Below are 25623 nucleotides of genomic sequence, written 5' to 3' on the forward strand. Positions count from 1 at the left end.
TGACGGTGCTGAGCCGACAGTCCGAGCGCAGCGCAGTGCCGACGAATCCGGTGATCCGTTCCGGTTCAGGCGACGCGGGTTCCGCTACAGGGAGATCGGCAGCCGGTTCGGCTATGGGTACTGCTGGTTCGGGGATAGTGCTGGGTTCTGTTTCGGCCAGTCTCGGTGTGGTGCTCGGTGCCGGTTCGGTCGGTGCCGCGCTAGGCTCTGGTTCGGCTGGTGGTGTCGCCGCCGTGGGGGACCGGGTCCGCCGCGGTCGGCGCCGGCTCGGCAGGTGTCGATTCGGTGGATGTCGGTTCGGGGGGCGTCACTTTGGTCGAAACCAGGTCGGCCGCAACCGGTTCCGCCGAAACTTGTTGCGCCTCGGTCGGTTCGGTCACCGTCGGTTCAGCCAGTCCGATACTGCTGCTGCCGATTTCGCCCTCGAAGACCTCGGCGCCGCTTCTGCTCGCGCATCATCCGCCGATCATTTCGTCGGCGCCAGACATGGCGGCACCGCAGATTTCGCAGATTCTCCCACCCGTGCTGGTGCTTTCGCGGGTACAGGCGCCCGCGACGATTTCCGTACCACCGCCCGCTGCCGTGCCGACGCCGTCCGGCGAGCCGAATCACAGTGTGCGCCCGACCGCTCCCGACGACTGGCTACCCGCCTCCGGGGCGCTGTCGGTAATCGGCGTCCTGATCGCGCTCGGCCTAGCGGGAGCCGGGTCCGGCGCCGTCAGTTTCCAGAGCGCGTCGACGACGCACGCCGGGATCGACGCGGCTCGTGCCCAGTTCTTCCCGAGGCCATGACAGGTAGGCGATGAGCGTGACCGAGACGCGGCGTAGCTCGCGTTCTACCGCCAGGTCGCGGCCAACGGTCGACGTGTGTCGCGCACGGCCGAAGCGGAACTTCCACGCAGCTCGAGGCTTTCGACCAGGTGGCGCAGATCATGGACGCGCTCTATCGCCAGACCGGCGGAGGCGTCGTGCCCGCGGAGGTGGCGTCCCCGCCTGCCTCGGTGGCGGAGCGCGGACCAGGTGACGCGATGGCGCGCAATCCGCGGGCGATGTCGCGGTCGACACACGGTGGATTGCTCCATCGGGGGGATTAGTACGCACGGGGGGTTCCATGCCATCGCCAGGGCCTACGAATCGGCGTCGTCCGGACACGCTCGGAATTGATCAATCCGGCGGGAAAGCCATCACTTCGGTGCAATACTGATCAACCGGTCCTATATTCGAACCGACCGGTGTGGCAGTGAATCCGGTTCGGCGCGAAGGCCGTACTCCGTGCCGCCCTGAAAGTCGTTATGCGGCGCGCGATCCGTACCACATGACATAGTGGCCCGCGGCCCTGCCCCTATTTTCTCGGGCACGACCGCGCGCCGGTTATGTGCAGCACCCGTCTTAAGGGTGCATAACACAGCACAGTGCGACCCAGCTGGGTCGCACTGTGCTGCCGTGCAGGAGAACCTATTCGGTGCCGTCCGGAGGAATTTCGGGTAAGCCTTCGCTAGCCCGCAACTTCTCCGCCATAGATGTGAGTAGGTTCTGAGATTCTTCGGACAAGTCGAACGCCCTACTTGACAGCCGTCGCAGTCCGTAGCCCTGCAGCTGGGACAGCAATTCCAGATCGTGGTCGATCTTGGCGGCATAGATGTCGTTGAAGAAGTAGTCCGGCTTGACCTTGAAGAACTTCGCCAGGGCGGCCACCGTCTCATCGGACGGGTTCGTCCGCTGTCCCGACCGCAACTGCGACAGGTACGGTTTCGAGATCGGATGTCCGGAGGCCGTCAGCGCAGCCGCAACCTCCGCGTTGGTGTGCGGCTTACGCCCCGGGGGATGCACGGTTTCGAACAGCTTGTTCAGCCGCGCCGCGAAATCAGCCATTGTGAGCCGCCCAATTCCCTTCGCTGTACTAACACTCGTTATCTCGGATACGTATCATTGATATTAGCGGCTCAGTAACTGAAAACCTACGCCTGATTCGGGATTTCCTTGAAGCTTCTAGGTCCCGGCGGGGCGAAGGCACTGAAACGGTTGCGTTTGCGGGTCGCGCCAAGGGCTCTCGAGAACTCAAGGTGCGGACCGGTTCTGGCCCGTCGCTGCGGTCTTGCTCGCAACCCTCCTGGTAGCGATAAGATAGCTGACGTCTCATCTAGTTGGCGGTATGTGAGTTTGTGTGGCGTACGACACGTTTCCAGCCCCTGGGGATGAACGTTCAACGAATGGCGCGCGATGGTTGAACTTCTTACAACCTCTCGATGATCGTGCCGGTCGCGAGTGCGCCGCCAGCACACATGAGAACCATCGCCGTGCTGCGATCGGTGCGCTCCAGTTCGTGCAAAGCCGTTGTGATGAGGCGTGATCCGGTGGAGCCGACGGGGTGGCCGAGTGCGATCGCGCCACCGTTGACATTGACCCGGTCCATGGCGGGCTGGTGCACCGAGGCCCAGGACAGCGCGACCGACGCGAATGCCTCGTTGATCTCGAAAAGGTCGATATCGTCGATCTTCATGCCGGATCGCTCCAGCAGCCGAGTGCACGCCTGCACCGGGCCGTCGAGGTGGAATTCGGGCTCCGCACCGACCAGCGCCTGTGTGACGATTCGTGCCCGTGGCCGCAATCCGCCACGCTGCGCGGCCTTTTCGTCCATCAGTAGCACCGCCGCCGCCCCATCGGAGATTTGCGAGGAGGAGCCCGCGGTGTGCACACCGCCCTCCAGGACCGGTTTCAGCTTGGCTAGGCCATCGACGGTGGTCTCGCGCAAGCCTTGATCCCTTGTCACGTCGAGCTTTTCGCCGGTGAGGTTGCCATCCTTGTCCACCGCGGGAGCGGTGACAGCGAGTACCTCCCGGGCGAAACGGCCTTCGGCCCAGGCCTGGCTCGCCAGACGTTGGGAGCGCGCACCGAACTCGTCCACATCGGCGCGGGTGATGCCACGCCGCTTGGCAATCCGCTCGGCCGCCTCGAACTGGTTGGGTAGATCGATGGTCCACGAGGCGGGCCTGCGCGGGCCCGCATGCTCACCCACGTTGGCGCCCAGGGGAACTCGGCTCATCGCCTCCACGCCGCAAGCGATGCCGATCTCGATCGCGTCGGACGCGATGAGCCCGGCGATCAGATGGTTGGCCTGCTGGGCGGAGCCGCACTGCGCGTCGACGGTGGTGGCGCCGACCTGCCAAGGTAGCCCGGCGTGCAGCCACGCGACCCGGGTGACATTGTTGGACTGTTCGCCCGCCTGGGTGACGCAGCCGCCGATGACCTGCTCGACCTGTGCCGGGTCCAGGTGGGCACGCTCGAGTAGTCCGCGCTGGGCGAGGCCGAGCAGTTCGGCCGCGTGCAGGCCCGACAGCCAGCCGCCGCGCTTGCCGATGGGGGTCCGAGCGGCCTCGACGATCACGGGTGTGCCCATGTCCAACCTTTCCCTATGGGACAGAAAACTGAAACGCGTTCATAACACTTGTCACGGGCGGATCTGTTCGGTTTCTTTCCTCGTTCTCGCACCTGTGCTTCAATGATTATAGAACGTGTTACAGTTTGTCGAAGGAGCCATCTGGTGGTAGACACTCGGAATACCCGGCCGGATCTGCCGGAGGGGTTCGACGTTACGGATCCGGCCATCTACGCCGAGCGTGTTCCGGTCGAGGAGTACGCCGAGCTGCGCAAGACCGCCCCGATCTGGTGGAATCCGAAGTCGCCCGAGGTCAGCGGCTTCCACGACGAGGGCTTCTGGGTGGTCAGCAAGCACGCCGATGTCAAGGAGGTGTCGCGGCGCAGCGACGTGTTCTCCAGCTACGAGAACACCGCTATTCCGCGGTTCAACGACGACATCACCCGCGAGCAGATCGAGATGCAGCGGATCATCCTGCTGAATATGGACGCGCCCGAGCACACCAAGCTGCGCAAGGTCATCTCGCGCGGGTTCACGCCGCGTGCGATCAATGGTCTGCGGGCGGAGCTGTCGGCGCGCGCCGAGTCGATAGTGAAGGCGGCGGCCGAGTCGGGCTCCGGGGATTTCGTCACACAGGTCGCGTGCGAACTGCCGCTGCAGGCGATCGCCGAACTGATCGGCGTCCCCCAGGAAGACCGGATGAAGGTCTTCGCCTGGTCGAACGACATGACCGGCTACGACGACCCGGACAACGACGCGGACCCGGTCGCGGCCTCCGTCGAGATCCTGGGATACGCGTACCAGATGGCGGCCTCCCGCAAGCAGTGCCCGGCCGACGACATCGTGACCACGCTGGTCGAGGCAGACATCGACGGCGACAAACTCAGCGAGGAGGAGTTCGGGTTCTTCGTGATGATGCTCGCGGTCGCGGGCAACGAGACGACCCGCAACGCCATCTCGCACGGCATGATGGCGTTCCTGGACAACCCGGACCAGTGGGAGCTGTTCAAGAAGGAACGGCCTGCGACGGCCGCCGACGAGATCATCCGCTGGGCCACCCCGGTCACCTCCTTCCAGCGGACCGCGCTGGAGGACACCGAGCTCGGTGGCGTGCAGATCAAAAAGGGTCAGCGTGTGGTCATGCTGTACCGATCGGCCAACTTCGACGAGGACGTCTTCGAGCACCCGGAGAAGTTCGACATCATGCGCAAGGACAACCCGCACCTGTCCTTCGGCGGCACCGGCGCGCACTTCTGCATCGGGGCGAACCTGGCCCGGCTGGAGATCGACCTGATCTTCAACGCGATCGCCGATCACCTGCCTGACATCAGCAAGCTCGGTGACGCGCGGCGCCTGCGCTCGGGCTGGCTCAACGGGATCAAGGAGTTCCCGGTCGATTACAAGACCTGCCCGGTCGCGCACTGACATGAGTAGGGCCGCACACCGACAATCGGTGTGCGGCCCTACTCGCATGTCGTGGCCGGGGAGCGGTCAGTCCGCCGGTCGGGCGGTCTTCATGGCTCGGTCGACCTCCCAGAACGCGCGCAGGGCGGCGATCTTGCCGTCGTCATCCACTCGGTAGGTGAACACGCCATCGGCGTCGATCCGATGACCGCCGATCGTGCTGCGGATGGTGCCGGTGAAGGCGACCTCCTCGCCGCAGGCGAACGAGTCGCCGAACAAGAATTCGATCAGATCGGTCTTGGCGATCGCCTTGTCCCAGAACGCGGCGATTGCTTCCGTGCCTCGATGGCCCTTGCCCTCCGGATCGAAACCCGAAGGGCCGATGGGGTCTTCCACGATGCCGTCCTCGGCGAACAGCGCGACCCACGCTTGTTTGTCCCGCGCTCGCACCGCAGCCTGGGACGCCAGGCCGGCGACTCTGGCCGGATGCTCGGTGGTGGTCATACGCGCTCCTTTCACCAACGGGTCTGCCGCACTGTGTTCCTCACCGTGCGGGCACGATGGGTTTCGCCACGTTCTGTTCCGCGAATTTTCGTAGCGAGTCCTGTTTGGCGGCGAGTTCGCCGTCGAAGCCGATGCCGTCGGCCAGCCAGGGCACCACGATCGCGTCGGTGACGCCCGCGTCGGCGAGGTCTTGGTACCCGGATCGCCCGAAGCGGTCGATGCACACCGCCTGGATCTCGAATGGCACGTCGGCCCTGCCGAACTCGGCACGCAATGCGTCCAGCTTGCCGATGGTGCGGCGCAGCTCGTCGTAGGTCATCATGGCCGAGGTCCAGCCGTCGCCCACTCGTGCGGCGCGCCGAAGCGCCGCCTCGGTGTGCCCGCCGATGTAGAACGGCACCGGCTGGGTCGGCGCCGGGCTGATTTGCAGCGGGTCGAAGTCGAAGAACTCGCCGTGGTATTCGACCATCCCGCCCGCCAGTACCAGCTTGATGACGTCGATCATCTCGTCTACTCGCGCACCACGTCGCGCGTACGGCACGCCGCACCACTCGAATTCCTCTGGCGCCCAGCCGATCCCGACCCCGAAACCGAACCGATTGCCCGACAGGTAGGCCACTGAGCCGACCTGGCGGGCCAACAGCAGCGGGTTGCGTGAACCCAGCTTCAGCACGTTTGTGTAGAAGCGGATGCGACTGGTCACGGCCGCCATTGCGGTCGCACCGATGAGCGGGTCGACCCACGGCGTGTCCGGCCCCCAGAACCTGTTGCCGTCGGCGGTATACGGGTACTTCGCCGACGCCGACTTCATGTAGAACAGCGAGTCCGGCAGCGCGATCGACGAAAACCCGCATTCCTCGGCGGTTCTCGCCAAGTCGGGCAGTTGGTCGAGTGGACTCAGCGCGATCCCGAGACTGAATTTCAGCGTAGTCACCGTCGCTCCGATCCGACTACCCACATCGAGAAGTACTGCGAGCCGCCGCCGTACGCGTGCCCCAGCGCCTTGCTTGCGCCTTCGACCTGGTAGTCCCCGGCCCGCCCCATGACCTGCTTGGCGGCCTCGGCGAATCGGATGAGCCCGGACGCGCCGATCGGGTTGGAGGAGAGCACGCCGCCGGACGGGTTGACCGGCAGGGTGCCCCCGATCTCGGTCTCGCCCTTGTCGGTGAGTTTCCAACCATCGCCTTGCGGCACGAAGCCGAGATTCTCCAGCCACATCGGCTCGAACCAGGAGAACGGTACGTAGATTTCCGCGACGTCGATCTCGCTGAGCGGATCGGTGATTCCGGCCGACGCCCACAACGCCGCGGCCGCGTCCCGGCCGGCCTGGGGATCGACCTGATCGCGTCCAGCGAAGGTGGTCGGCTCGGTGCGCATCGCGGTGCCGTGTACCCAGGCAACCTTCTTGCCGGTGGCCTCGACGGCGGCGGCCGCGTCTTCGTCGCCGATCACGATCGCGCACGCGCCGTCCGAGGAGGGACAGGTCTCGTCGAATCGAATAGGGTCCCATAGCATCTGTGAGGCAAGCACAGAGTCCAGCGTGATGTCGGGCTGCTTCAGATGGGCGAGCGGGTTCTTTGCGCCGTTGCGTCGATCCTTCACCGCGACCATCGCGCCGATGTGGCTCGGCGCGTTGGAGCGCCGGATATAGGAGCGCACGTGTGGAGCGAAGTAGCCGCCCGCGCCCGCGCCGACCGGCATGGTGAAAGGCACCGGAATCGACAACGCCCACATGGCATTCGACTCGGACTGCTTCTCCCACGCGATCGCGAGCACCCGCTTGTGCACGCCGGCTTGCACCAGGTTTGTCGCGACGACGCCGGTGGAGCCGCCGACCGATCCGGCGGTGTGCACGCGCAGCAGCGGTTTTCCGGTGGCGCCCAAGGCATCCGCGAGGTACAGCTCGGGCATCATGACGCCCTCGAACAGGTCGGGTGCCTTGCCGACGACGACAGCGTCGATGTCGGCGATGGTGAGACCCGCGTCGGCGAGCGCGCGATCGATGGCCTCCCGGCACATACCCGCCATCGACACATCGGTCCGTTTCGTCACGTGATGTGTTTGTCCGGTGCCGAGCACCGCGGCCGGGCAACATCCACCCGTCGCCCGGCCGCCACCCCTCACTGAATCGCTGCGTGATGCCGTATTCATTGGGTCTCCGATTCCAAGACGGTCACAAGGTTCTGCTGCAGCGCGGGGCCGCTGGTGGCATGGGCGAGGGCGCGATTCGCCGAGCCCGCGATGATCGCTTCGGCCGCGAAGCCGATGCGCTCCAGGCCCGCGGCGAACATGGGGTTGGCCGCGAGGGCGCCACCGGACGGATTCACCGCGGCCCCCTTCGTCAGGCCGATCGCCTCGGTGAGGATCAGTTGCTGGTGGCTGAACGGCGCGTGCAGCTCCGCGATATCGAAGCCGCCGGTATCGCCGCCGGTAACCGCCTGGACCGCAGCCGAAGTCGAGGGGGAGACGGTGAGGTCGCGTGCGCCGAGCACCGGGGTGTCCACCCGGTGTGCCATGCCGGTGATCCAGGCGGGACGCTCGCAGAGTTCTCGGGCGCGGTCGCCCACCGCGAGCACGATGGCGGCCGCACCGTCGGTGATCGGCGCGACATCGTGTGCGCGCAGCGGGTCGGCGACATAGGGCGCGTCGAGCAGGCTCGCCACGTCACCGGATTCCCCCGCGGCCACGGCGGCCATGTCACGCTCGGTCCAGCGACCCGCGTCGAGTCCCGCGCGGGCCTGCAACCCGGCGATGGACAGCGCGTCCGGCCATAGCGGCGCGACCAGGTACGGGTCCAGCTGCATGGTGAGGATCTGGCGCAACGTGCCCGCCGAGGACTTGCCGAAGCCGTAGACCAGTGCGGTGTTCGCTTGTCCGGAACGCAGTTTCACCCACGCCTCGTACAGCGCCCACGCGGCGTCCATCTCCACGTGCGACTCGTTGATCGGTGGCACCGCGCCGATGGCGTCGACCGCCGAAATGAACGAAAAGGCGCGTCCGGCAAGGTAATCGGAAGAGCCCGAGCACCAGAAGTCGATATCGGACTTGGTGATGCCGAGCCGGTCGTAGAGCTGCTGGAAGCAGGGCACCAGCATCTCGACACCGTTGGTGGTGCCGAAGGTCTCCGGCACATGCGGTGCGTGGGCGAAACCCACGACCGCGATATCGGTGGCGTTGTCAGTCAACGTGCGCCTCTCTCAGAGGTGGTGCTTGTAGGTCTCGTAGTCGGCGTCCGGCTCGCCGGTGGGGCGGAAGTGGTCCACGTTCTCCAGGCCGTAGCCCCACTCCTCGCGTGGCTTCCATACCGCCTCCACCCGCATGCCCATGCGCACTTCGCTCGCTTCGCACCCGAGCACCAGGTGCAGAAACGGGATGTCCGCGCCGTCCAGCAGCACGTACGCCGCGACGTACGGCGGCTTGATCCGCTGCCCGAGGAACGGGACGTTCACGATGCAGAAGGTGGTGACCGTGCCGCGATCGGGCAGCTCGATGAAGTCGTTGGTCGGCCTGCCGTCGGTCGGGTTCGCGCCGCGCGGCGGGAAGTACACCTTGCCCGCGTCGTCGGTGCGGCCGCCGATCAGCTTGCCCTCGGCCAAGCCGCGCAGGTAGACGGTTTCCTGCGGGGAGGCAGTGTGTTTGTAAGACAGGTCGACCGGCGTCGTGATCACCGTGACCGGGTCGCTCGTGCTGCCGGATCCGGTCGAGGCGCCGGCCTTCTCACCCGGCTCGAAGCAGGCGATGTCGCGGATGCTGCCCTCGGTCTCCGCCGCCCACCGGGCGGTTACGCGCAACCCTTTGTGGATGTCTTCGGGCGCGGCGACGTCCACCGCGTGCAGCAGTGTGGTGTCGGCGCCGTCGAGCCGGATCAACGCCCAGGCGAACGGGCGGTCGAACGGCTGCCCAGGCAGCGGGTCGCGCACCCAGGTCCACGATTCGACGGTGCCGGTGTCGGCGACATGAACGAATTCGGTCAGCGGTTCGGCGGTAATCGGGTCGTATTCCGGCGGTGGCACGATCACGCGGCCGTCCGAGCCGCGCGCGCCGACGATCTTGCGGTCGCGCAGTTCGGTCAGAAAGGTCCCGATGGTGGTTCCGACGGAGCGGGTGTAATCGAAACGCACCTGCAGGGGCGCGCTGAGTACGTCGGGCACTGAATCCGACTGGCGACGCTCCCGGGTGCCTTCGTGGTTACGCTCCGCCTCCGCGTCCGTCGCTCGCGCCGCGGTGTTCGATCCCGTGCCACTCCCACCGGCGATTGCCGTGGATGCAGTATTCCACTGAGTCACGATATCGAGTAGAACAGGTTCTTATTCTGGTGGCAAGCGGCGGTGTGAACGACGGGCCCGGAGGCGGCGGCTTGCGCAACCGCGGAGGGCCCGCGCACACCGTCGATCGAATACAGTTGATCGGAAAGGGGTCCGCCGTGAAGTTCGGATTGCAACTCGGGTACTGGATGGCCCAGCCGCCCGCAAATGCGGGCGCGTTGGTGGTGGCGGCCGAGGAAGCCGGATTCGACGCGGTGTTCGCCGCCGAATCGTGGGGGTCGGACGCTTTCGGTCCACTGACATGGTGGGGCTCGTCGACGCGGCGGGTTCGCCTCGGCACCTCGGTGGTGCAGATGTCGGCGCGCACGCCCGCGGCCACCGCCATGCACGCGCTCACGCTCGACCATCTCAGCGATGGTCGAGCGATTCTCGGCCTCGGCGTCTCCGGGCCGCAGGTGGTCGAAGGTTGGTACGGTCAGCCGTTCGCCAAGCCGTTGCAGCGCACCAGGGAATACGTCGGGATCGTCCGGCAGGTGCTGGCTCGGGAGGCGCCGGTCACCAGCGAGGGCCCGCACTATCCGCTGCCCTACACCGGGCCGGGCTCGATCGGGCTCGGCAAGCCGCTCAAGCCGATCGTGCATCCGCTACGTGCGGATTTGCCGATCTGGCTCGGGGCGGAGGGCCCCAAGAACGTGGCGCTCACCGCGGAGATCGCCGACGGCTGGCTGGCTATCTACTACGCGCCCAGGCTGGCCGGGATGTACAACGACTGGCTCGACCAGGGATTCGCGCGGGCGGGGGCGCGCCGCGACAGGGAGAGCTTCGAAATTGCCGCGAGCTGCCAGGTGGTGATCACCGACGACCCGGCGAGCGAGTTGGCCCGGATGCGGTGGGTCATGGCGCTCTACATCGGGGGCATGGGGGCGCCCGAGCTGAACTTTCATGCCCAGGTCTATCGGCGCATGGGGTATGAGCGCGAGGTCGACGAGATCGGACGATTGTTCCAGGCAGGCAGGAAAGCCGAGGCCGCGGCCATGGTGCCGGACGAGCTGATTCTGGACACCGCGATCATCGGCGACGAGGAGTATGTCCGCAAACAAATCGGTGTGTGGGAGGCGGCGGGCGTCACCATGATGCTGGTGTCGGTTCCGGACATCCCGCAATTGCATCGGCTCGCACCCCTTGTCGAATAGTAGAACGCGTTCTAGATTCAATGGGGTGACGACGCAGGAGTCAGTGAGAATTCTCGGTCTGTGGAACATCGCCCAAGCCGAACCCGATCGGATCGCGATGGTCGATCCCTCGGGCAGGGACGTGACGTATCGCGAATTGGCGACGCTCGCCAACCGTTACGCCACCGGTCTGCGGGGGCTCGGCCTGGAAACCGGCGACGTGTTGGTGAGCATGGTGCACAACAGCGTCGAGGCGATCGCCGCCTACTTCGCCGCCTATCAGGCCGGTTTGTACATCGTCGCGGTGAACTGGCATCTCACCGGGCCGGAGGTGGCCTACATCCTGTCCGACAGCGAGGCGAAGGCGTTCATCGTCAGCGATCGGTTCGCCGCCGCCGCCAAGGACGCCGCCGACGAGGCGGGACTGCCCGCGTCGGCGCGCTTTTCGGTGGGTGAGATCGAGGGCTTCAAGTCGGTGGCCTGGCTCGGCGCCGCGGATACCGGACGTCCATCGAACCGCAGCACCGGCGCGCCGATGCTCTACACATCCGGAACGACGGGGCGGCCCAAGGGCGTTCGGCGCCCGCTCACCGGGGCGGCCCCCGACGTCGTCCCGCCGCAGAGCACCGCGTTCTTCGGCCTCTTCGGCCTCGCGCCCTACGACGAGAATGTGCACATCTGCGGCTCGCCGCTGTACCACACCGCAGTGCTGAACTTCGCCACCATCTCGATCCAGCTGGGGCACAAGCTCGTTCTGATGGATCGCTGGGACGCGGAGGACATGCTGCGGCTGATCGACAAGTATCGGGTGACGCACAGCCACATGGTGCCCACGCAGTTTCACCGGTTGCTCGCACTGCCGGATGAGGTGCGCGCCAAGTACGACGTGTCCTCGCTGCGCAGCATGGTGCACGGCGCCGCGCCGTGCCCGCAGGAGACCAAGCGGCAGATGCTGGACTGGTGGGGCCCGACGGTCACCGAGTACTACGCGGCCACCGAGGGCGGCGGCACGGTGATCAATGGCACCGACTGGCTGCGCAAGCCGGGGTCGGTCGGCAAGGCGTGGCCGTGGTCGGTAATCAAGGTGCTCAGCGAAGAAGACGGCTCCGAGGTCCCGGTCGGCGAGCCCGGCCTGGTCTACATGCGCATGGGCGCTTCGAGTTTCGAATACCACCACGACAAGGCCAAAACCGAGGACTCACGTGTCGGCGACCTCTTCACCGTCGGCGACATCGGACACCTCGACGAGGACGGCTACCTCTACCTGCACGATCGGCGCTCGGATCTGATCCTCTCCGGCGGGGTGAACATTTACCCGGCCGAGATCGAGAACGTGCTCATCACCCATCCGAAGGTCGCCGATGTGGCGGTTTTCGGTATCCCGCACCCCGATTGGGGCCAAGAGGTGAAGGCGGTCGTGCAACCCACGGACGGCACCGAGGGCAGCGCCGAGCTCACCGCCGAGCTGCTGGCATTCGCCGCAACACAATTGGCGAAGTACAAGATCCCCAAGTCGATCGACTACCTGCCCGAACTGCCGCGCGACCCTAACGGCAAGCTCTACAAGCGCAAGCTCCGCGACCGCTACGTTTCGGCGTTCTAGCCTGTCGCGCACCCGATCCGCGGTGGTTGCGTTCCGGCCGCGCGGCGACGCCTAACGCTGAATGCCTTGCGGTTCAGGGGCGTCACCCTCACTGCCTACTCAGGTCAGTCCTTGTCGGGGTCGTCGAGTCAGCTGTTTCCCGATACCGCGCCAGAACCCGCTTCACGGCATCTGTGACAGGTGGTTCCTCGACCAGACTGGTCCAGGTATATGCGTCGTGTTCTGTCATTTCGACAGGCTCGGCACGACCGACGTCGACGGTGAAGTTGAACTGTCGGCATTTCTTACCGCTGCCGGACTGGTAGTCGAACTCGCCGAGGTAGTTCGTGATGGAGGTGACGTCAAGGCCTGTCTCTTCCTGGACTTCTCGGATCAGGGGCTTGGTCGATGGGCTCACCGGGATCGACTTTGCCGCTCGGAAGTTCCCAGACCCCTCCCATGAAATCGTCAGCGGGGCGTCGCAGCAGTAAGATTTTGCCGCCGTGTTGGACGACAGCGCCGACGACGAGTTGTTGTACGTCGTCCCGGTGGGCGTCTTTGGTCAGCTTTTTCAGCAGTGTGGTGTCGATCATCGAGTCCTATCCTTTCAGGTCTGCGTGGTGGGTGATGACTTTGTAGAGCGTCTCGATGCCAGACCGGAAGCTCGAGAGTGGTGTGGTGCAGCTCTTCGGCTCGTGGGTAATCACCACCGGGGGCGTAAGCCAGCCTGCCAGCGAAAGCTGGAAACAATGGACCTGGTCTTGGGAGAGATAGCAGATTCAGCGGACAGGTCGATCCAGGCCGATCGAACTCGCGGCAGCCCTCGGCCTGCAGCGCGGCGTGGAAACGCTCGACCCGCACGGCATCGAATGCTTTGCTTTCGTAGAGAATCGTGAATCCGTACCAGGCCGGGCGCGCATGTGGTTCGCGCCAGGTGATAGTCAGACCCGGCTCTCGCTGGAGTTCGTCGTGGCGGGAACGTTCAAGTGCGGGGCTGACCGTGATCAAGGTACATGACAGTGTCCGACGTGTACGCGCGGTAGGAGTAAGTCAGACGTCGCGCGAGGCGCTGAATTACATAGTCGGACAGGTTATTCACATTCACCCACTCAGTCTTGTCGATTTCGATTCCGTCGAGGTGAATGTTGCGCTCGTCGTCGGCCAGCTCTCCGCAGTCGAATACGTACAGTACTTTGTCACCTTCGGCATCACTTGGTGCCCAGTCGTGAACCAGCAGCCGATTGACAGATCTGTTGAGGCCCAACTCTTCTCGCAGTTCGCGTTCGCAGGCTGATGCTGGGGATTCTCCTCGGTCGACGTAGCCGCCGGGGATATCCCATCGATTGCCGTAGGTTTTGCGAACCAGCAAGACGTCTTCACCATTGACAAAGAGCGCCCCGGATGCGAGTCGAGGTGTTGCGAACTTTGCGGCCGGGTCGTCCATCAGATTGACTCGACCGCGTTCACGTGACGCGCCAACCTGACGATTTCGACCTGCCTAACAGTGCTTTGTGCCAATGTAGCGACCACCTTTCTGCTCAAGTAATGTTGGTGTACCTGTTCAGGGGCAATTCTCTCAGCGGTCAGCATCGTGCTGAGCGCATCATCGCGATTACCTGCCAGGCTGTGGGCGCGCGCGACATCCAGCAGGTAACGTACCCGCCGTTCGACGGGAGCGTTATTCAGATCAACGGTGGAGCCGAGTACGGTCTTGAAGTCGCCGAGTTCCGCAGCAGATCGATGAAGGCGACCCGGCTGCGTTCGCGGCCGAGAACGGCTCTCGCACATTCGCACTCAGCGAAGCCTGAATAGGCGGAGAGTCGGTCAAGCCTCGCGCAGTTCCGGTGCGAGACCGAACAAGGGAAAGAGCTTCTCGGTGTCCAAGAAGAAGTTCAGGCCGGAAATGGTGCCGCCGTCGAGTTCCAGCACCGTGATCGACCACGGCACCCACACACCAGGCTCGTCGCCCAGCTTGTAGTGGCCGAAGGCTGGTAGACCGTTGGCGCCCTCGAGCCGGACCATCCGCGAATCGCGGCAGGCGCCTCCGGTGCCGAGCATGAAGGCAGCCACGTTCTCCGGGCCGGAGATCCACAGCTCGATCGGCGGCATGGACAGCGCGACATCAGCTTTCAGCAGTGTAGTGAGCGTGTCCATGTCGTAGGCCTCGAACGCCTTGACGAAGTTGTCCACGAGCCTGCGCTGGTCTTCGTCGGTCTCGTCGTAGGTGTCGGTGGCCGTCGGCTGAACTTTGGACATGGTGGCGCGCGCCCGTTGTAGCGCACTGTTCACGGATGCGGGCGACATGGTGAGCGCCTCGGCGGTCTCGTTGGCGGAGAATCGCAGCACCTCACGCATGATCAGGATCGCGCGCTGGGTGGCGGGCAGGTGCTGGCAGGCGGCGACGAACGCGAGGCGCAGCGTGTCTTTGGCGCTGGCGTGCTCGGCCGGGTCGGCGCCGAAGGCCAGCGCGTTCGGGATCGGCTCGACCCAGACATAGTCGGGCTGCGGTGCGGGCAGCGGCGAATCGGGCCGGGACGGGCCGGACAGATCCATCGGCCGCGCTCTGCGTTGCGGGCCGTCGATCATGTCGAGACAGACGTTCGTGGCGATCTTGTACAGCCAGGACCGGAGGCTGGCGCGACCCTCGAACGAGTGATAGGACTTCCACGCCCGGGTCAAGGTCTCCTGGACCGCGTCCTCCGCCTCGAAGGAGGAGCCGAGCATCCGGTAGGCGTAGGCGCACAACTCTCTGCGATGGGTCTCGAACGCGGCAAGCACATCGGGAGCGAGGCCGGCGGGGGAGCCGGACGAGTCGTTCATGGCTGTCACCATGCCACAGGCCACCGACACAGAACAGGTCTTCGACGCGCCTACCTGCGAAGATCAAGATCATTAAACCTATCTGCGCTATGCGGTGCGTCACGTACACCTCGGCGATGAATTCGCCGTCCCGCCGCCGTCATAGCCAGTGACACGAACGAACTCGCTTGAGAGGAAGTGGCCAATGAGCAGCAAGATGATCTTCGTCAATCTCCCCGTAGCCGACCTGAACCGGTCGAAGGGCTTCTATGAAGCGCTGGGCTGGAAGGTCAATCAGGAGTTCACCGACGACAACGCCGCCTGCATCGTGGTCGACGACAACATCTGCCTGATGCTCCTCACCAAGGATTTCTTCACCACCTTCAGCAAGCGGCCGGTGGCCGATACGAAGGCGGCGATCAATGCCGCGTACGCGCTCGCGCTCGGTAGTGCTGAGGAGGTCGACAGCCTTACCGCTGCCGCGCTGGCCGCGGGCGGGACCGAAGAGGTGAACGAGGATAAGCGGGCGCAGGAGGCGCAGGTCGGCATGCATGGCCGCACCTTCATCGATCCGGACGGCCATCAGTGGGAGCCGTTCTGGATGGACTACCCGGGCGCCGACTGAGCCTGGTGCGGGGCCCCCGATGCGTGCGCGCAGCGGGGGCGTTGTGCTCTCGGTTTCCGACTGGCGGTGCTCCCGGGTCCCTTTGTGGTTACGCTCCGGGGCCGCCTTCGGGCCCGTGCTCGCGCCGCTGAAGCGGTGCTCTCAGTTGCCTGTGAAGGTTGGCTTGCGCTTCTCCGTGAACGCCTTCGGGCCCTCTTTGGCGTCGGCCGAACGGAATACCGCCGTACCGAGTTCGGCGTCGATCTTGAATGCGTCTTCCTCTGTCATGGCCTCGGTTTCCCGGATGGTGCGCAGGATGGCCTGCACCGCCAGTGGTCCGTTGGCGGCGATCTGCGCGGCGAGTTCCAGTGCCTTGTCCAGTGCTGTTCCGTCCGGCACCACGTGTCCGATCAGGCCGATTTCCTTGGCCTCCGCGGCGGTGACGTGCCGGCCGGTCAGCAGGATGTCCGCGGCCACGGTGTAGGGAATCTGGCGGACCAGTCGCACCGCGGAGCCGCCTAGTGGGAACAGACCCCACCGTGCCTCGGACACCCCGAATTTCGCGCTTTCGCCGGCCACTCTGATGTCGGTGCCCTGCAGGATCTCGGTGCCGCCCGCGATGGCGGGACCCTCGACGGCCGCGATCAGCGGCTTGGTCAGCCTGCGGCCCTTGAGCAGCGCCTCGATCTTGGACAGATCCCAGCCGCCGCCCGCGAACGAATCGCCGGGGTGCTGGGAGGTCATCGCCTTGAGGTCGGCGCCCGCGCAGAACGCGCCGCCCGCGCCGGTCAGGATCGCCACCCGGATATCCGGATCGTTGTCCGCCTGGTCCCAGGCGTCACGCATGATCGCCATCATCTCCGCCGACAGCGCGTTGCGCGCCTCGGGCCGGTTCATGGTCACGATGAGGACATGGTCGCGCTTCTCGACGAGGCAGTGCGGCATTGCTGATCTCCTGACTTCGAGCCTTGTCAGAAACAGTAACACGTTCTATTTTTAAGACTGTGAGCTACAACATAGCGGACCTTGTCGAACATGCCATCGACCTGATGCCCGACCGCGTCGCGCTGGCCGACGACGGCCGCGAGGTCACCTTCGCCCAACTGGAGGAGCGGGCCAATAAACTCGCTCACTACCTGCAAGAACGGGGAGTCCGTCCGGGCGAGAAGGTGGGCATCTACTCACGCAACACGATCGAGGCCGTCGAGGCGATGGTCGCGATCTTCAAGGCGCGCGCCGTGATGATCAACGTGAACTACCGATATGTCGAGAACGAGTTGCAGTACATCTTCGACAATTCGGACATGGTCGCGCTGATCCACGAGCGCCGCTACAGCGACAAGGTGTCCGCGGTCCGCCCGAACACCCCGACGCTGCACACCGTTGTCGTCGTGGACGACGATACGGCCGGAACGATCCCCACCGCAGCCGATTCGGTGGAGTACGAAGCGGTGCTCGCGCAGTCCTCGGGCGAGCGCGACTTCGGTGATCGTTCCCCGGACGACCTGTACATGCTCTATACCGGCGGCACCACCGGCATGCCCAAGGGAGTGATGTGGCGCCAGGAGGATGTGTGGCGCGTGCTCGGCGCGGGGATCAACTTCGTCACCGGCGAATACGTCCAGGACGAATGGGAGTTGGCGAAAGTGGGCGCGGGCAACCCGGCCATGGTGCGGTTCCCGATCCCGCCGATGATTCACGGCGGCGCGCAGTGGGCCACCTTCCACAGTCTGTTCGGCGGCGGCAAGGCCGTGATGATGCCGGAATTCTCCGGGCACGGGGTGTGGCAGGCCATCGACAAGCACAAGATCAACCTCATCTTCATCACCGGTGACGCGATGGCCCGCCCGATGCTGGACGCACTGATCGAGGGCAACCCGGAAACCGGCCAGCCGTATGACCTTTCAAGCCTGTACGTGATGGCCAGCAGCGCGGCGCTTTTCTCGCCCGCGCTCAAGGACCAGTTCCTGGAGCTGCTGCCGAACCGGATGATCTCCGACTCGATCGGCTCCTCGGAGACCGGCTTCGGTGGGCTGTCCATCGTGGCCAAGGGCGCGACACACACCGGAGGCCCCCGGGTGAAGATCGACGCCTCCACCGATGTGCTCGACGACGACGGCAATCCCGTGCAGCCCGGATCCGGCATGGTCGGCATTCTGGCCAGGCGCGGGCACATTCCGCTCGGCTACTACAAGGACGAGGTGAAGACCGCGGCGACTTTCAAGGAGTTCAACGGGATTCGTTACGCCATCCCCGGCGACTTCGCGAGGGTCGAGGAGGACGGCAGCGTCACTATGCTCGGCCGCGGATCGGTCAGCATCAACAGTGGCGGCGAGAAGATCTACCCCGAGGAGGTCGAGGGTGCGCTCAAGACGCACCCGGAGATCTTCGACGCGCTAGTGGTCGGCGTCGACGACGAGCGGTGGGGTCAACGGGTCGTCGCCGTGGTGCAATGCCGCACCGAGAACCGGCCGACCTTGGCGGAACTGCGTCCGATGCTCTCCCAGGAGATCGCGTCCTACAAGCAACCGCGCAGCCTGTGGTTCGTCGACGAAATCAAGCGCTCGCCCGCAGGCAAGCCCGACTACCGCTGGGCGAAGGAGCAGACCCAGGCACGTCCCGCCGACGAGCACACGGAGGCGAGTTCGAAGTAGAACGTGATCGGCCATTGCGAACTGACCGCCGGCCCTGCGGCGCGCCTCGACTAGAGCGTCACCGTCGACGGTCGGTCTGCTTTGGGTGACCGGTACCAGCGAGTGTCAGGTACAGAATCCGGTTGGCATCATCTATCGCGTACCAGATTCGGCCACCGCCGGTGATCTCGTATTGCCACTGCTCTAATTCTGTATCGCCCAACTTGATTGATGTGAGGCCGAATTTCAGTCGGTGCTGCCGCGAAGGGTTGGCGACGCTCCGTGGGTCGCTGGTGATGTCGACCCGGGCTCGGTCCAGATTTCCTGGTGCCTGGGCAAGTAGATCGGCCCAACCCCGTGCTGCGTTCAGGTCGTGCAGAACAATTCGCCAGGGGTTGGGCCGCGGGACCTCGTCGCCTCTGCGGAGCTTCATTCCGCATTTCCTGGACGGGTTATCTCGGTGAATTCCGAAGGGTCGAACGGGCCGGTCAGTCGACGTGCCAGCTCCGGCTGTGCGTAGACCTCAGCCGTGTGTTGCCAGGCAACGAGATCCCGAGCGAACGGAGTGAACAGGCCCGTATCGGCTCCCGCGATCAAATGGTCGAGCAGCTCGGCGGCCGCCTCTGCACGGCCCGTATCGGGCAGCCACTTGAGCCACGGTAGCTCCTCCGCGAAGACTTCTTCCGCCAGGCTCCGGTTCGATTTTGCGATGATGGCGATCGTTCGGGCAAGCAGTCGCACCGCCGTTTCCTTGGCCTCGAATCGCTCGGACCTGGACAACACCAGGTTCTCGGCGTCGCGGCGTTCGAGGATGACATCGGCGTCGTCGAGAGCTGGGAACACCGACGTCTGCTTACGAATCAGGTCGCTGAACGGAAAGCTTTTGGTGGCCATGTCACCATCCTACGGTAAGTTCTGAAGTAGTTCAGTTATTCCGGTGTCTGGCGACGTATCGATGACTTGTCGGCGCAGTTCAGCGGTTTGCCAGTTCGGCGAGTTGGAAGGCCAGGCGGTAGCGAAAGGCGGGGATTCGGCCCAGTGTCGAGAGCGTCAGGTTGCGCAGCAGGCGTGCCGGGCGCGGACGCACGGTCGCCATCTTCGTCATCCGGTCGGTGAACGAGACGACGCCGAGCGCGACAGGGCGGCGGGTCGCTTCGTAGCTGTCCAGTAGCGTGTCCGGCTCGCCCGCCAGTACCCGCGTCAGCAGCGGGCCGAGCGCGGCCGCGTCCTGGATGCCGGTGTTCATGCCTTGGCCGCCGGCAGGGCTGTGCACGTGGGCGGCGTCACCCGCGAGCAGGATGCGGCCCGCGCGGTAGTGGTCGGCGACCCGGTGGTGCACCCGGAAGCGCGAGCTCCACAACACTTCGCGGACTTTCACCTGGCCGCCGGGGCCGCGTGTGTCCAGGATGGCTTGAATGTCCTCGACGGTCGGGCGCTCGGGCGCCGTCTCCAGGGTGGCCACCACCCGGTAGCGGTTGGGTTCGTGGTCGTCCGGCAGCGGCGCGACCACGGTGACACCTTCCGGCGAAAGATGCAGCGCCACTTCGTCGCGGGCGATCGGCCAGTCCATCCGCACGTCGGCGAGGACGAAGGATTCCGCGTAGGTGGCACCGGTGAACCCGATTCCGGCCGCTTCGCGGACGATGCTGTGCATGCCGTCGGCGCCGATCACGTAGTCGGCGCGGATACTGCCCTCTGCGCCTGCGGCGTCGGTGTATTCGACCGTTACGCCGTCGGTTTCGTCGATCACCCGGCTTACCACGTAGGGTCGGTGCACCTCGCCGCCCGCCTTCCGCAGGCGCTTCAGCAGGACCGCCTCGGTGGTGTCCTGCGGAGTCATCAGAGTGTACGGGTAGCGCGTCGGAAGTCCGTCGAACTGGATGGTGGCCAGTGTGCGGCCACCATCGTGAACGGTGAAGCGCGGTACGACGATTCCCGTCGAGACCAGTTCCTCGGCGATGCCGAGCTGCTCGAGGACCTCCAATGTCCTGGCGTGCACCACTGCGGCGCGTGAGGTGTTGGCACCTTCGGTGAGCCGATCGAGCAGGACGAAATCCAGGCCCGCGTCGGCCAAGGTGATGGCGGCGGTCAGTCCGGCGGGGCCCGCGCCGACGATCACCACGGAAGTGGTCGGGGGCAACGGGTTCGGAATGGCGTTCATCGGGACTCCTCGTGTCAACGTCTGTAGGTCAACGCTTGTTGGCATAACTGTAACTTCGCCCTGGCTGGTAAGTCAACAGTTGTTGGCCTACACTTGTTGGCATGCCTATCGAGCCCGATCAACCCCCCGTGCGCCGCTCGGACGCGACGCGTGCCGCGATTCTCGAGGCCGCCCGCTCCCGCTTCGCCGCCGAGGGCTTCCGCAGGGCGACCATCCGTGCCATCGCCGCCGACGCGGACATCGATCCGTCCATGGTCATGCGGTACTTCGGCAGCAAAGATGGCCTGTTCGCAGCCGCGGTCGACATCGATCTGGAACTGCCCGACCTGGGCGCGGCCGAGCCGAAGGCTCTGGGGGAGTTGCTGGTTCGCCGCTTTCTGGCAATTTGGGAGGAGCAGCCGAACCGGGAGGTGCTGCTCACCCTGCTGCGCTCGTCGATCGCCGACGACGCGGTCACCGAGCGGGTCCGGACGATCTTCGCCCAGCAGGTATTGCCCGCTGTCCTGCGCTTCGGCGATCCCGCCGACGCGCCCCGCCGGGGTGGCCTCGTAGTCACGCAGCTCCTCGGACTGGCCCTTTGTCGCTACGTCCTGCGTCTGCCCCCGGTGGTTGTCATGACCCCCACCCAGCTCATCGCCGACATGGCCCCCACGCTTCAGCGCTACTTGATGTCGACTCCGGCCGATTGAATCCGGTCGGTGTCAGGCGGTACCGCGCGGTACCATCGAGCAATGGCTGGTCTGAACATTCGGTTTTCCGAGGCGGAGCTCGCGGCCTTGCGCGGACGTGCGGAGGCGGAGGGCCGCAGTATGCAGCAGTTCGTCCACGACGCTGTCATCAAGGCGATCAATGAGCATTCCAGACTCTTCAACGAGGCTGCTGATCACGTCCTGCGAGTCAGTGAGGAGCTGAACCGGAGGCTGGCCTGATGGAGTACCTGACGCTGCCTGAACTGCTGAGTCTCCCTGAGCGGCTGGGTACTCCGGCGGTCCGTGACTACGGCCTGCTCGACTCGGCTCTTGCTCGACCGCAGTCCAGCGTATTCGGCCAGGACGCCTACCCGGAGGTGTGGCAGAAGGCTGCCGCGCTGATGGAATCGATCGCACGCAACCACGGCTTGGTCGATGGCAACAAGCGATTGGCATGGTACGCGACCTGGGTTTTCCTGCAGATCAACGGCCATCCGCTGAATGCACACTTCGACGTCGACGACGCCGAGCGATTCGTCCTCGCGGTATGTCAGGGTGCCCTGGACGTACCGGCGATTGCCGAGCATTTGGCGAAGTTCGAAGGCTGACGGCCGGGACAAGCGAATCGGCCCGCAGGCAAGATGCCATGCGGGCCGATTCGAGATCTCGGTTACGTGGCCAGCAGCGCGCCGAGCGCGCGCAGGTGATCGGTGCCCGTGCCGAGGGCGAACTCGTTGTGCTTTGCCGCGGTGAAGTAGTTGTGCACGATGTGGTCGCGGTCGATGCCGACGCCGCCGTGCACGTGGACGACGGTGTGCGCGACTCGGTGGCCCGCGTCCGCCGCCCAGAACTTGGCGGTGTGCACGGCTTCGGCCGCGGGCAGGTTCTCCGACAGTAACCACGCGGCCTTGGTCACGGTCAGGCGCAGGCCCTGGACGTCGATGTAAGCGTCGGCGAGGCGCTGGGCGACGGCCTGGAAGCTGCCGACTGCCTTGCCGAACTGCGTACGCTCCCTCGCGTACTCGGCGACGAGCTCGAGCGCCCGCTCCACGGTCCCGAGCTGCAGGGCGCTCAGGCCCAGCCAGGCGCGGGCGAGGATCCAGTCCAGGATCTCCGCGCCGTCGGCCACGCCACCGACCAGTTCGGCCGGCGTATCGGTGAATTCGACGGCGAACTCCGGGCTGCGGTCGACGACCTGCTGGGCCGTCACGGTCGCGGCAGCGGGATCGACGAGAAAGACCGCCGTTGCGCCGGACACCGTGGCGGGAACCAGGATTCGCTCGGCTCGCTCGGCGAAGGGCACGGTGGTCTTGGCGCCGGTGAGCCGCCAGCCGCCGTCGGTTTCGACCGCGGTGGTGGTCGGCTGGGTGGGCTCCCAATTGCGCTCCTCGGCCAGCGCCGCGGTGAGGATGATGCTGCCCGCACCGGCCCGGGCGGCTCGATCTTGTTGCGCCGCATCGCCGAACCGGGCCAGCGCACCCGCGCCGACGACGATCGACCACAGATACGGCACGGCCGCGACATGCTTGCCCAGCTCACGCAGGATGGCGGTCTGTTCGAGCGGGCCGAGGTCGCTGCCACCGACCGACTCGGGCAGGGCCGCCGCGAGCACGCCGGTCTCGGCGAGCGAACTCCACAGCGTCTCGTCGAACCGCTCGGTGTTCGTTCCCGCCCCGCCGCCCCCGCCGGCCGTGTCGAGTTCGCGCAGCCGGTCGGCGGTGACCAGCTTGCCGCACACCTCGCCGGTCAGCCGAGCGAGATCCAGTTGGGCTTCGGTAGGAGTGAAATCCATGGTGGTCTACCTGCTTTCGATCAGCGCGCCGCGGCAGGCTGCTTAAGGGCGGTCATGGCGATGATGTCGCGCTGGACCTCGTTGGTGCCGCCGCCGAAGGTCAGGATGAGCGCGGCCCGGTGCATCCGCTCCAGCCGCCCGCGAAGTTCGGCGCCGGGGGAGTCCTGGCGCAGATAGGCCTGCGGACCCAGGACCTCCATGAGCAGGCGGTAGGCCTCGGTGGCCAGCTCGGTGCCGTACACCTTGCAGGTCGAGGCGTCCCACGGACGCGGAGCCGCGTCGCCGCCCGCATCGGCCCGGCCGGCGATCTCCCAGTTCAGCAGCTCCAGGTACTCGACCTTGGCGTGCACCTTGGCGAGGTTGAGCTGTACCCATTCCCGGTCGATCACCCGCGAGCCGTCGCCGGCCTTGGTGTTGCTCGCCCACTCCACGGTCTGACGCAGGGCCAGCGCCAGCGGCCCGGCCGAGGTGAGCGCGACGCGCTCGTGGTTGAGCTGGTTGGTGATCAGCGCCCAGCCGCCGTTCTCCTGACCGACCAGCGCACTCGCGGGCACCCGGACGTCCTGGTAATAGGTGGCGCTGGTGTCCGGGCCCGCCATGGTGTGCACGGGGGTCCAGGAGAAGCCCTCGGCCGTGGTCGGCACGATGAGCATGCTGATGCCCTTGTGCTTCTTGGCCGTCGGATCGGTGCGCACAGCCAGCCAGACGTAGTCGGCGTAGGCGATCAGGCTCGTCCACATCTTTTGGCCGTTGATCACGTAGTCGTCGCCGTCGCGCACGGCGGTGGTGCGCAGGCTGGCCAGGTCGGTGCCCGCGCCCGGTTCGGAATAGCCGATGGCGAAGTGCAGCTCACCGGCCGCGATCTTGGGGAGGAAGAACTTCTTCTGCTCCTCGCTGCCGTAGTGCATGATCGTCGGCGCGACCGAGTTGATGGTCAGGAACGGCACCGGCGCGCCCGCGATCGCGGCCTCGTCGGTGAAGATCAGCTGGTCCATGGTCGGGCGGTCCTGGCCGCCGTACTCCTTGGGCCATCCGAGCGCCAGCCAGCCGTCACGGCCCATCTCCTGGACGACCTCGCGGTAGACGTTGCCCTGCCCGTACTCGCCGGTCTGCGCGCTCAGCGCCGCTCGGCGCTCCGGGGTGATGAGCCGCGCGAAGTAGTCGCGCAGCTCCGCGCGTAGCTCCTCCTGTTGCGGCGTGTACGCAATGCGCATGGCAATACCTCATGGGGGATGGTCAGCCGACGGAGCTTGCGGAGTCGGCGGGGTGGGTAGGACCGAGCCTTCGTCGTTTCGGGTTCTCTCGATCATTGCATATCGACTGAAACATGTTCCAGTATTGGGAGTGGAACGGGTCGATGCCGACCCGGTCGGTCGCCTCGGCTTGTTAGGCTTCGAGCACGGCGTTGGTAAAGGAGTTCTCATGAAAGTCAGTGTCGATCTGGACCAATGTGAAGCGAACGGGATCTGTGTCGGAATCGCCCCCGACGTGTTCGAACTCGACGATGACGACGTGCTGCACATCGCGGAGGCCGAGGTGTCCGCCGATCGGCTCGCCGCGGTGGAGGACGCCGTCGCGCAATGTCCGAAGGCGGCGCTGCGTCTGCAGTAGCCCGACCCTTGCCGGAAGTTGGAACACGTTCTAAAGTCGGCCGCGTGAGCAAAGATCTGAGCCTTGCGGGCCGAGTGGCGATCGTGACCGGCGGCGGCGCCGGACTTGGGCGGGCCGAAGCGCTCGCGCTGGCCGGAGCGGGTGCTTCGGTCGTGGTCAACGACTTGTCGGAATCGGACTCGGTGGCCGATACCCTCGCCGAGATTCGCGCGTTGGGGGCAAAGGCGGAGTTCGTCGCGGGCAGCATTGCCGAGCGCGTCACTGCCGATGCGCTGATCGGCACTGCGGAGGAAGCCTTCGGCTCGGTAGACATCGTGGTCAACAACGCGGGTATCACCCGCGACCGAATGCTGTTCAATATGTCCGACGAGGACTTCGACGCGGTGCTCGCGGTTCATTTGCGCGGTCATTTCCTGTTGTCGCGCAACGCGGCCGCGTATTGGCGCGGCAAATCCAAGGAGGTGGGTGCTCCGGTCTACGGCAGGCTCGTCAACACTTCCTCGGAGGCGGGGTTGCTCGGACCGGAGGGGCAGGCCAACTATGGCGCCGCGAAGGCGGGCATCACCGCGCTCACCCTCTCGGCAGCGCGGGCGCTGTCGCGCTACGGCGTGCGTGCCAACGCGATCGCGCCGCGGGCGCGGACCGCGATGACAGAGGCGGTGTTCAGTGCCGCCCCTGAGGGGGAGATCGACCCGCTGTCGCCCGATCATGTGGCCCGGCTGGTCGCCTATCTCGCTTCGCCCGCCGCCGACGCGGTCAACGGGCAGCTGTTCGTGGTGTACGGGGCGATGGTCGCGCTCATGGCGGCACCGGTCGTGGAGCGCCGGTTCGACGCCGCGGGCGGTCAGTGGTCGGTGGACGACCTGGCGGACACGTTGAGTGGCTACTTCGCCGAGCGTCCGGCCGGACGGACATTCTCCGCCTCCTCGCTCATCGATTTGGGATGAGCCGTTCGTCGGAGGACGGCGCCGATGTGCTACTGGTCAATCGTCCAACTGTTGATCATGAGTTCAGCACTTGGTAGACATGTG

27 protein-coding genes are annotated in these 25623 nt (G+C 65.6%); 11 read left to right on the top strand and 16 right to left on the bottom strand.

Annotated elements, in window-relative coordinates; genetic code table 11:
- Nucleotides 1–219 precede the first annotated feature (219 nt).
- Nucleotides 220–792, top strand: coding sequence for a hypothetical protein (locus OH799_RS27095; protein WP_406269609.1), 573 nt, complete (start codon nucleotides 220–222; stop codon nucleotides 790–792).
- 663 nt (nucleotides 793–1455) lie between these two features.
- On the opposite strand, the gene OH799_RS27100 is transcribed toward OH799_RS27095, so the two are convergent.
- Complete coding sequence (locus OH799_RS27100) at nucleotides 1456–1872, bottom strand: helix-turn-helix domain-containing protein (protein ID WP_011207048.1); 417 nt, start codon at nucleotides 1870–1872, stop codon at nucleotides 1456–1458.
- Nucleotides 1873–2233: 361 nt separating this feature from the next.
- Nucleotides 2234–3397, bottom strand: coding sequence for a steroid 3-ketoacyl-CoA thiolase (locus OH799_RS27105; RefSeq protein ID WP_406269612.1), 1164 nt, complete (start codon nucleotides 3395–3397; stop codon nucleotides 2234–2236).
- A 144-nt stretch (nucleotides 3398–3541) separates the two neighbouring features.
- Between OH799_RS27105 and OH799_RS27110 the strand changes: the two genes are divergently transcribed.
- The gene (locus OH799_RS27110) at nucleotides 3542–4801 is read left to right on the top strand and encodes a cytochrome P450 (RefSeq protein WP_406269614.1); all 1260 of its coding nucleotides are present in this window, start codon (nucleotides 3542–3544) and stop codon (nucleotides 4799–4801) included.
- Between the two features lie 66 nt (nucleotides 4802–4867).
- On the opposite strand, the gene OH799_RS27115 is transcribed toward OH799_RS27110, so the two are convergent.
- From OH799_RS27115 to OH799_RS27135, 5 genes are all read right to left on the bottom strand, one after another.
- Nucleotides 4868–5284 (bottom strand): nuclear transport factor 2 family protein, encoded by a 417-nt coding sequence (locus OH799_RS27115; protein WP_357262840.1) that lies wholly within the window; start codon nucleotides 5282–5284, stop codon nucleotides 4868–4870.
- Nucleotides 5285–5324: 40 nt separating this feature from the next.
- Nucleotides 5325–6209, bottom strand: coding sequence for a TIGR03619 family F420-dependent LLM class oxidoreductase (locus tag OH799_RS27120; protein WP_406282635.1), 885 nt, complete (start codon nucleotides 6207–6209; stop codon nucleotides 5325–5327).
- Between the two features lie 5 nt (nucleotides 6210–6214).
- Nucleotides 6215–7312 (bottom strand): thiolase domain-containing protein, encoded by a 1098-nt coding sequence (locus OH799_RS27125; RefSeq protein WP_406282638.1) that lies wholly within the window; start codon nucleotides 7310–7312, stop codon nucleotides 6215–6217.
- A 119-nt stretch (nucleotides 7313–7431) separates the two neighbouring features.
- A complete protein-coding gene (locus tag OH799_RS27130; RefSeq protein WP_406269617.1) occupies nucleotides 7432–8469 on the bottom strand; it encodes a thiolase domain-containing protein in 1038 nt (345 codons plus the stop codon).
- Between the two features lie 12 nt (nucleotides 8470–8481).
- Entirely contained in the window at nucleotides 8482–9435 is a 954-nt protein-coding gene (locus OH799_RS27135; protein WP_406282640.1) for a Zn-ribbon domain-containing OB-fold protein, read from the bottom strand.
- Nucleotides 9436–9707: 272 nt separating this feature from the next.
- On the opposite strand from OH799_RS27135, the gene OH799_RS27140 reads away from it, so the two are divergent.
- Both OH799_RS27140 and OH799_RS27145 read left to right on the top strand, forming a co-directional pair.
- Nucleotides 9708–10742: an LLM class F420-dependent oxidoreductase gene (locus tag OH799_RS27140; RefSeq protein WP_406269620.1), complete on the top strand. Its 1035-nt coding sequence runs from the start codon at nucleotides 9708–9710 to the stop codon at nucleotides 10740–10742.
- A 25-nt stretch (nucleotides 10743–10767) separates the two neighbouring features.
- Nucleotides 10768–12324, top strand: a complete 1557-nt coding sequence (locus tag OH799_RS27145; RefSeq protein WP_406269623.1) for an acyl-CoA synthetase — start codon at nucleotides 10768–10770, stop codon at nucleotides 12322–12324.
- Nucleotides 12325–12412: 88 nt separating this feature from the next.
- Here the strand turns inward: OH799_RS27145 and OH799_RS27150 are convergent, their stop codons facing one another.
- The 4 genes from OH799_RS27150 to OH799_RS27165 form a co-directional block, all read right to left on the bottom strand.
- Complete coding sequence (locus OH799_RS27150; RefSeq protein ID WP_406269627.1) at nucleotides 12413–12721, bottom strand: NUDIX hydrolase; 309 nt, start codon at nucleotides 12719–12721, stop codon at nucleotides 12413–12415.
- Nucleotides 12666–12896, bottom strand: coding sequence for an NUDIX domain-containing protein (locus OH799_RS27155; protein ID WP_406269630.1), 231 nt, complete (start codon nucleotides 12894–12896; stop codon nucleotides 12666–12668). Before OH799_RS27155 ends, OH799_RS27150 begins: the two co-directional genes overlap by 56 nt.
- Before the next feature lie 389 nt (nucleotides 12897–13285).
- Nucleotides 13286–13747, bottom strand: a complete 462-nt coding sequence (locus OH799_RS27160; protein WP_406269633.1) for an NUDIX domain-containing protein — start codon at nucleotides 13745–13747, stop codon at nucleotides 13286–13288.
- Between the two features lie 380 nt (nucleotides 13748–14127).
- Nucleotides 14128–15123 (bottom strand): sigma-70 family RNA polymerase sigma factor, encoded by a 996-nt coding sequence (locus tag OH799_RS27165; RefSeq protein WP_406269636.1) that lies wholly within the window; start codon nucleotides 15121–15123, stop codon nucleotides 14128–14130.
- A 184-nt stretch (nucleotides 15124–15307) separates the two neighbouring features.
- On the opposite strand from OH799_RS27165, the gene OH799_RS27170 reads away from it, so the two are divergent.
- Nucleotides 15308–15727, top strand: a complete 420-nt coding sequence (locus OH799_RS27170; protein WP_406269638.1) for a VOC family protein — start codon at nucleotides 15308–15310, stop codon at nucleotides 15725–15727.
- 141 nt (nucleotides 15728–15868) lie between these two features.
- On the opposite strand, the gene OH799_RS27175 is transcribed toward OH799_RS27170, so the two are convergent.
- Nucleotides 15869–16651 carry a crotonase/enoyl-CoA hydratase family protein gene (locus tag OH799_RS27175; protein ID WP_406269641.1) on the bottom strand — a complete coding sequence of 261 codons (783 nt, stop codon included), beginning with the start codon at nucleotides 16649–16651 and terminating at the stop codon, nucleotides 15869–15871.
- A gap of 59 nt (nucleotides 16652–16710) precedes the next feature.
- Here OH799_RS27175 and OH799_RS27180 point away from each other — a divergent pair, with 59 nt between their 5' ends.
- Nucleotides 16711–18360 carry an acyl-CoA synthetase gene (locus OH799_RS27180; RefSeq protein WP_406269644.1) on the top strand — a complete coding sequence of 550 codons (1650 nt, stop codon included), beginning with the start codon at nucleotides 16711–16713 and terminating at the stop codon, nucleotides 18358–18360.
- Nucleotides 18361–18768: 408 nt separating this feature from the next.
- On the opposite strand, the gene OH799_RS27185 is transcribed toward OH799_RS27180, so the two are convergent.
- Together OH799_RS27185 and OH799_RS27190 are read right to left on the bottom strand one after the other, a co-directional pair.
- On the bottom strand, nucleotides 18769–19233 hold the full coding sequence (locus tag OH799_RS27185; RefSeq protein ID WP_406269647.1) for a hypothetical protein: 465 nt from the start codon (nucleotides 19231–19233) through the stop codon (nucleotides 18769–18771).
- Nucleotides 19234–19312: 79 nt separating this feature from the next.
- Nucleotides 19313–20500: an FAD-dependent monooxygenase gene (locus OH799_RS27190; RefSeq protein ID WP_406269650.1), complete on the bottom strand. Its 1188-nt coding sequence runs from the start codon at nucleotides 20498–20500 to the stop codon at nucleotides 19313–19315.
- Nucleotides 20501–20601: 101 nt separating this feature from the next.
- On the opposite strand from OH799_RS27190, the gene OH799_RS27195 reads away from it, so the two are divergent.
- The 3 genes from OH799_RS27195 to OH799_RS27205 are packed head-to-tail and all read left to right on the top strand — an operon-like array spanning nucleotide 20602 to nucleotide 21797.
- A complete protein-coding gene (locus tag OH799_RS27195; RefSeq protein WP_406269653.1) occupies nucleotides 20602–21189 on the top strand; it encodes a TetR family transcriptional regulator in 588 nt (195 codons plus the stop codon).
- A gap of 42 nt (nucleotides 21190–21231) precedes the next feature.
- Nucleotides 21232–21429 (top strand): antitoxin Phd, encoded by a 198-nt coding sequence (locus tag OH799_RS27200; protein WP_406269656.1) that lies wholly within the window; start codon nucleotides 21232–21234, stop codon nucleotides 21427–21429.
- Nucleotides 21426–21797 (top strand): type II toxin-antitoxin system death-on-curing family toxin, encoded by a 372-nt coding sequence (locus OH799_RS27205; RefSeq protein WP_406282643.1) that lies wholly within the window; start codon nucleotides 21426–21428, stop codon nucleotides 21795–21797. Before OH799_RS27200 ends, OH799_RS27205 begins: the two co-directional genes overlap by 4 nt.
- A 62-nt stretch (nucleotides 21798–21859) precedes the next feature.
- Here the strand turns inward: OH799_RS27205 and OH799_RS27210 are convergent, their stop codons facing one another.
- Both OH799_RS27210 and OH799_RS27215 read right to left on the bottom strand, forming a co-directional pair.
- Nucleotides 21860–22981, bottom strand: a complete 1122-nt coding sequence (locus OH799_RS27210; protein WP_406269658.1) for an acyl-CoA dehydrogenase family protein — start codon at nucleotides 22979–22981, stop codon at nucleotides 21860–21862.
- Nucleotides 22982–23001: 20 nt separating this feature from the next.
- Complete coding sequence (locus OH799_RS27215; protein ID WP_406269661.1) at nucleotides 23002–24195, bottom strand: acyl-CoA dehydrogenase family protein; 1194 nt, start codon at nucleotides 24193–24195, stop codon at nucleotides 23002–23004.
- A 208-nt stretch (nucleotides 24196–24403) separates the two neighbouring features.
- Between OH799_RS27215 and OH799_RS27220 the strand changes: the two genes are divergently transcribed.
- The gene (locus OH799_RS27220; protein WP_357262899.1) at nucleotides 24404–24592 is read left to right on the top strand and encodes a ferredoxin; all 189 of its coding nucleotides are present in this window, start codon (nucleotides 24404–24406) and stop codon (nucleotides 24590–24592) included.
- Nucleotides 24593–24636: 44 nt separating this feature from the next.
- A complete protein-coding gene (locus OH799_RS27225; protein ID WP_406269665.1) occupies nucleotides 24637–25539 on the top strand; it encodes a 3-oxoacyl-ACP reductase in 903 nt (300 codons plus the stop codon).
- Nucleotides 25540–25623: the final 84 nt, after the last annotated feature.

This window comes from Nocardia sp. NBC_00881 (assembly GCF_045207455.1).
GTDB lineage: Bacteria > Actinomycetota > Actinomycetes > Mycobacteriales > Mycobacteriaceae > Nocardia.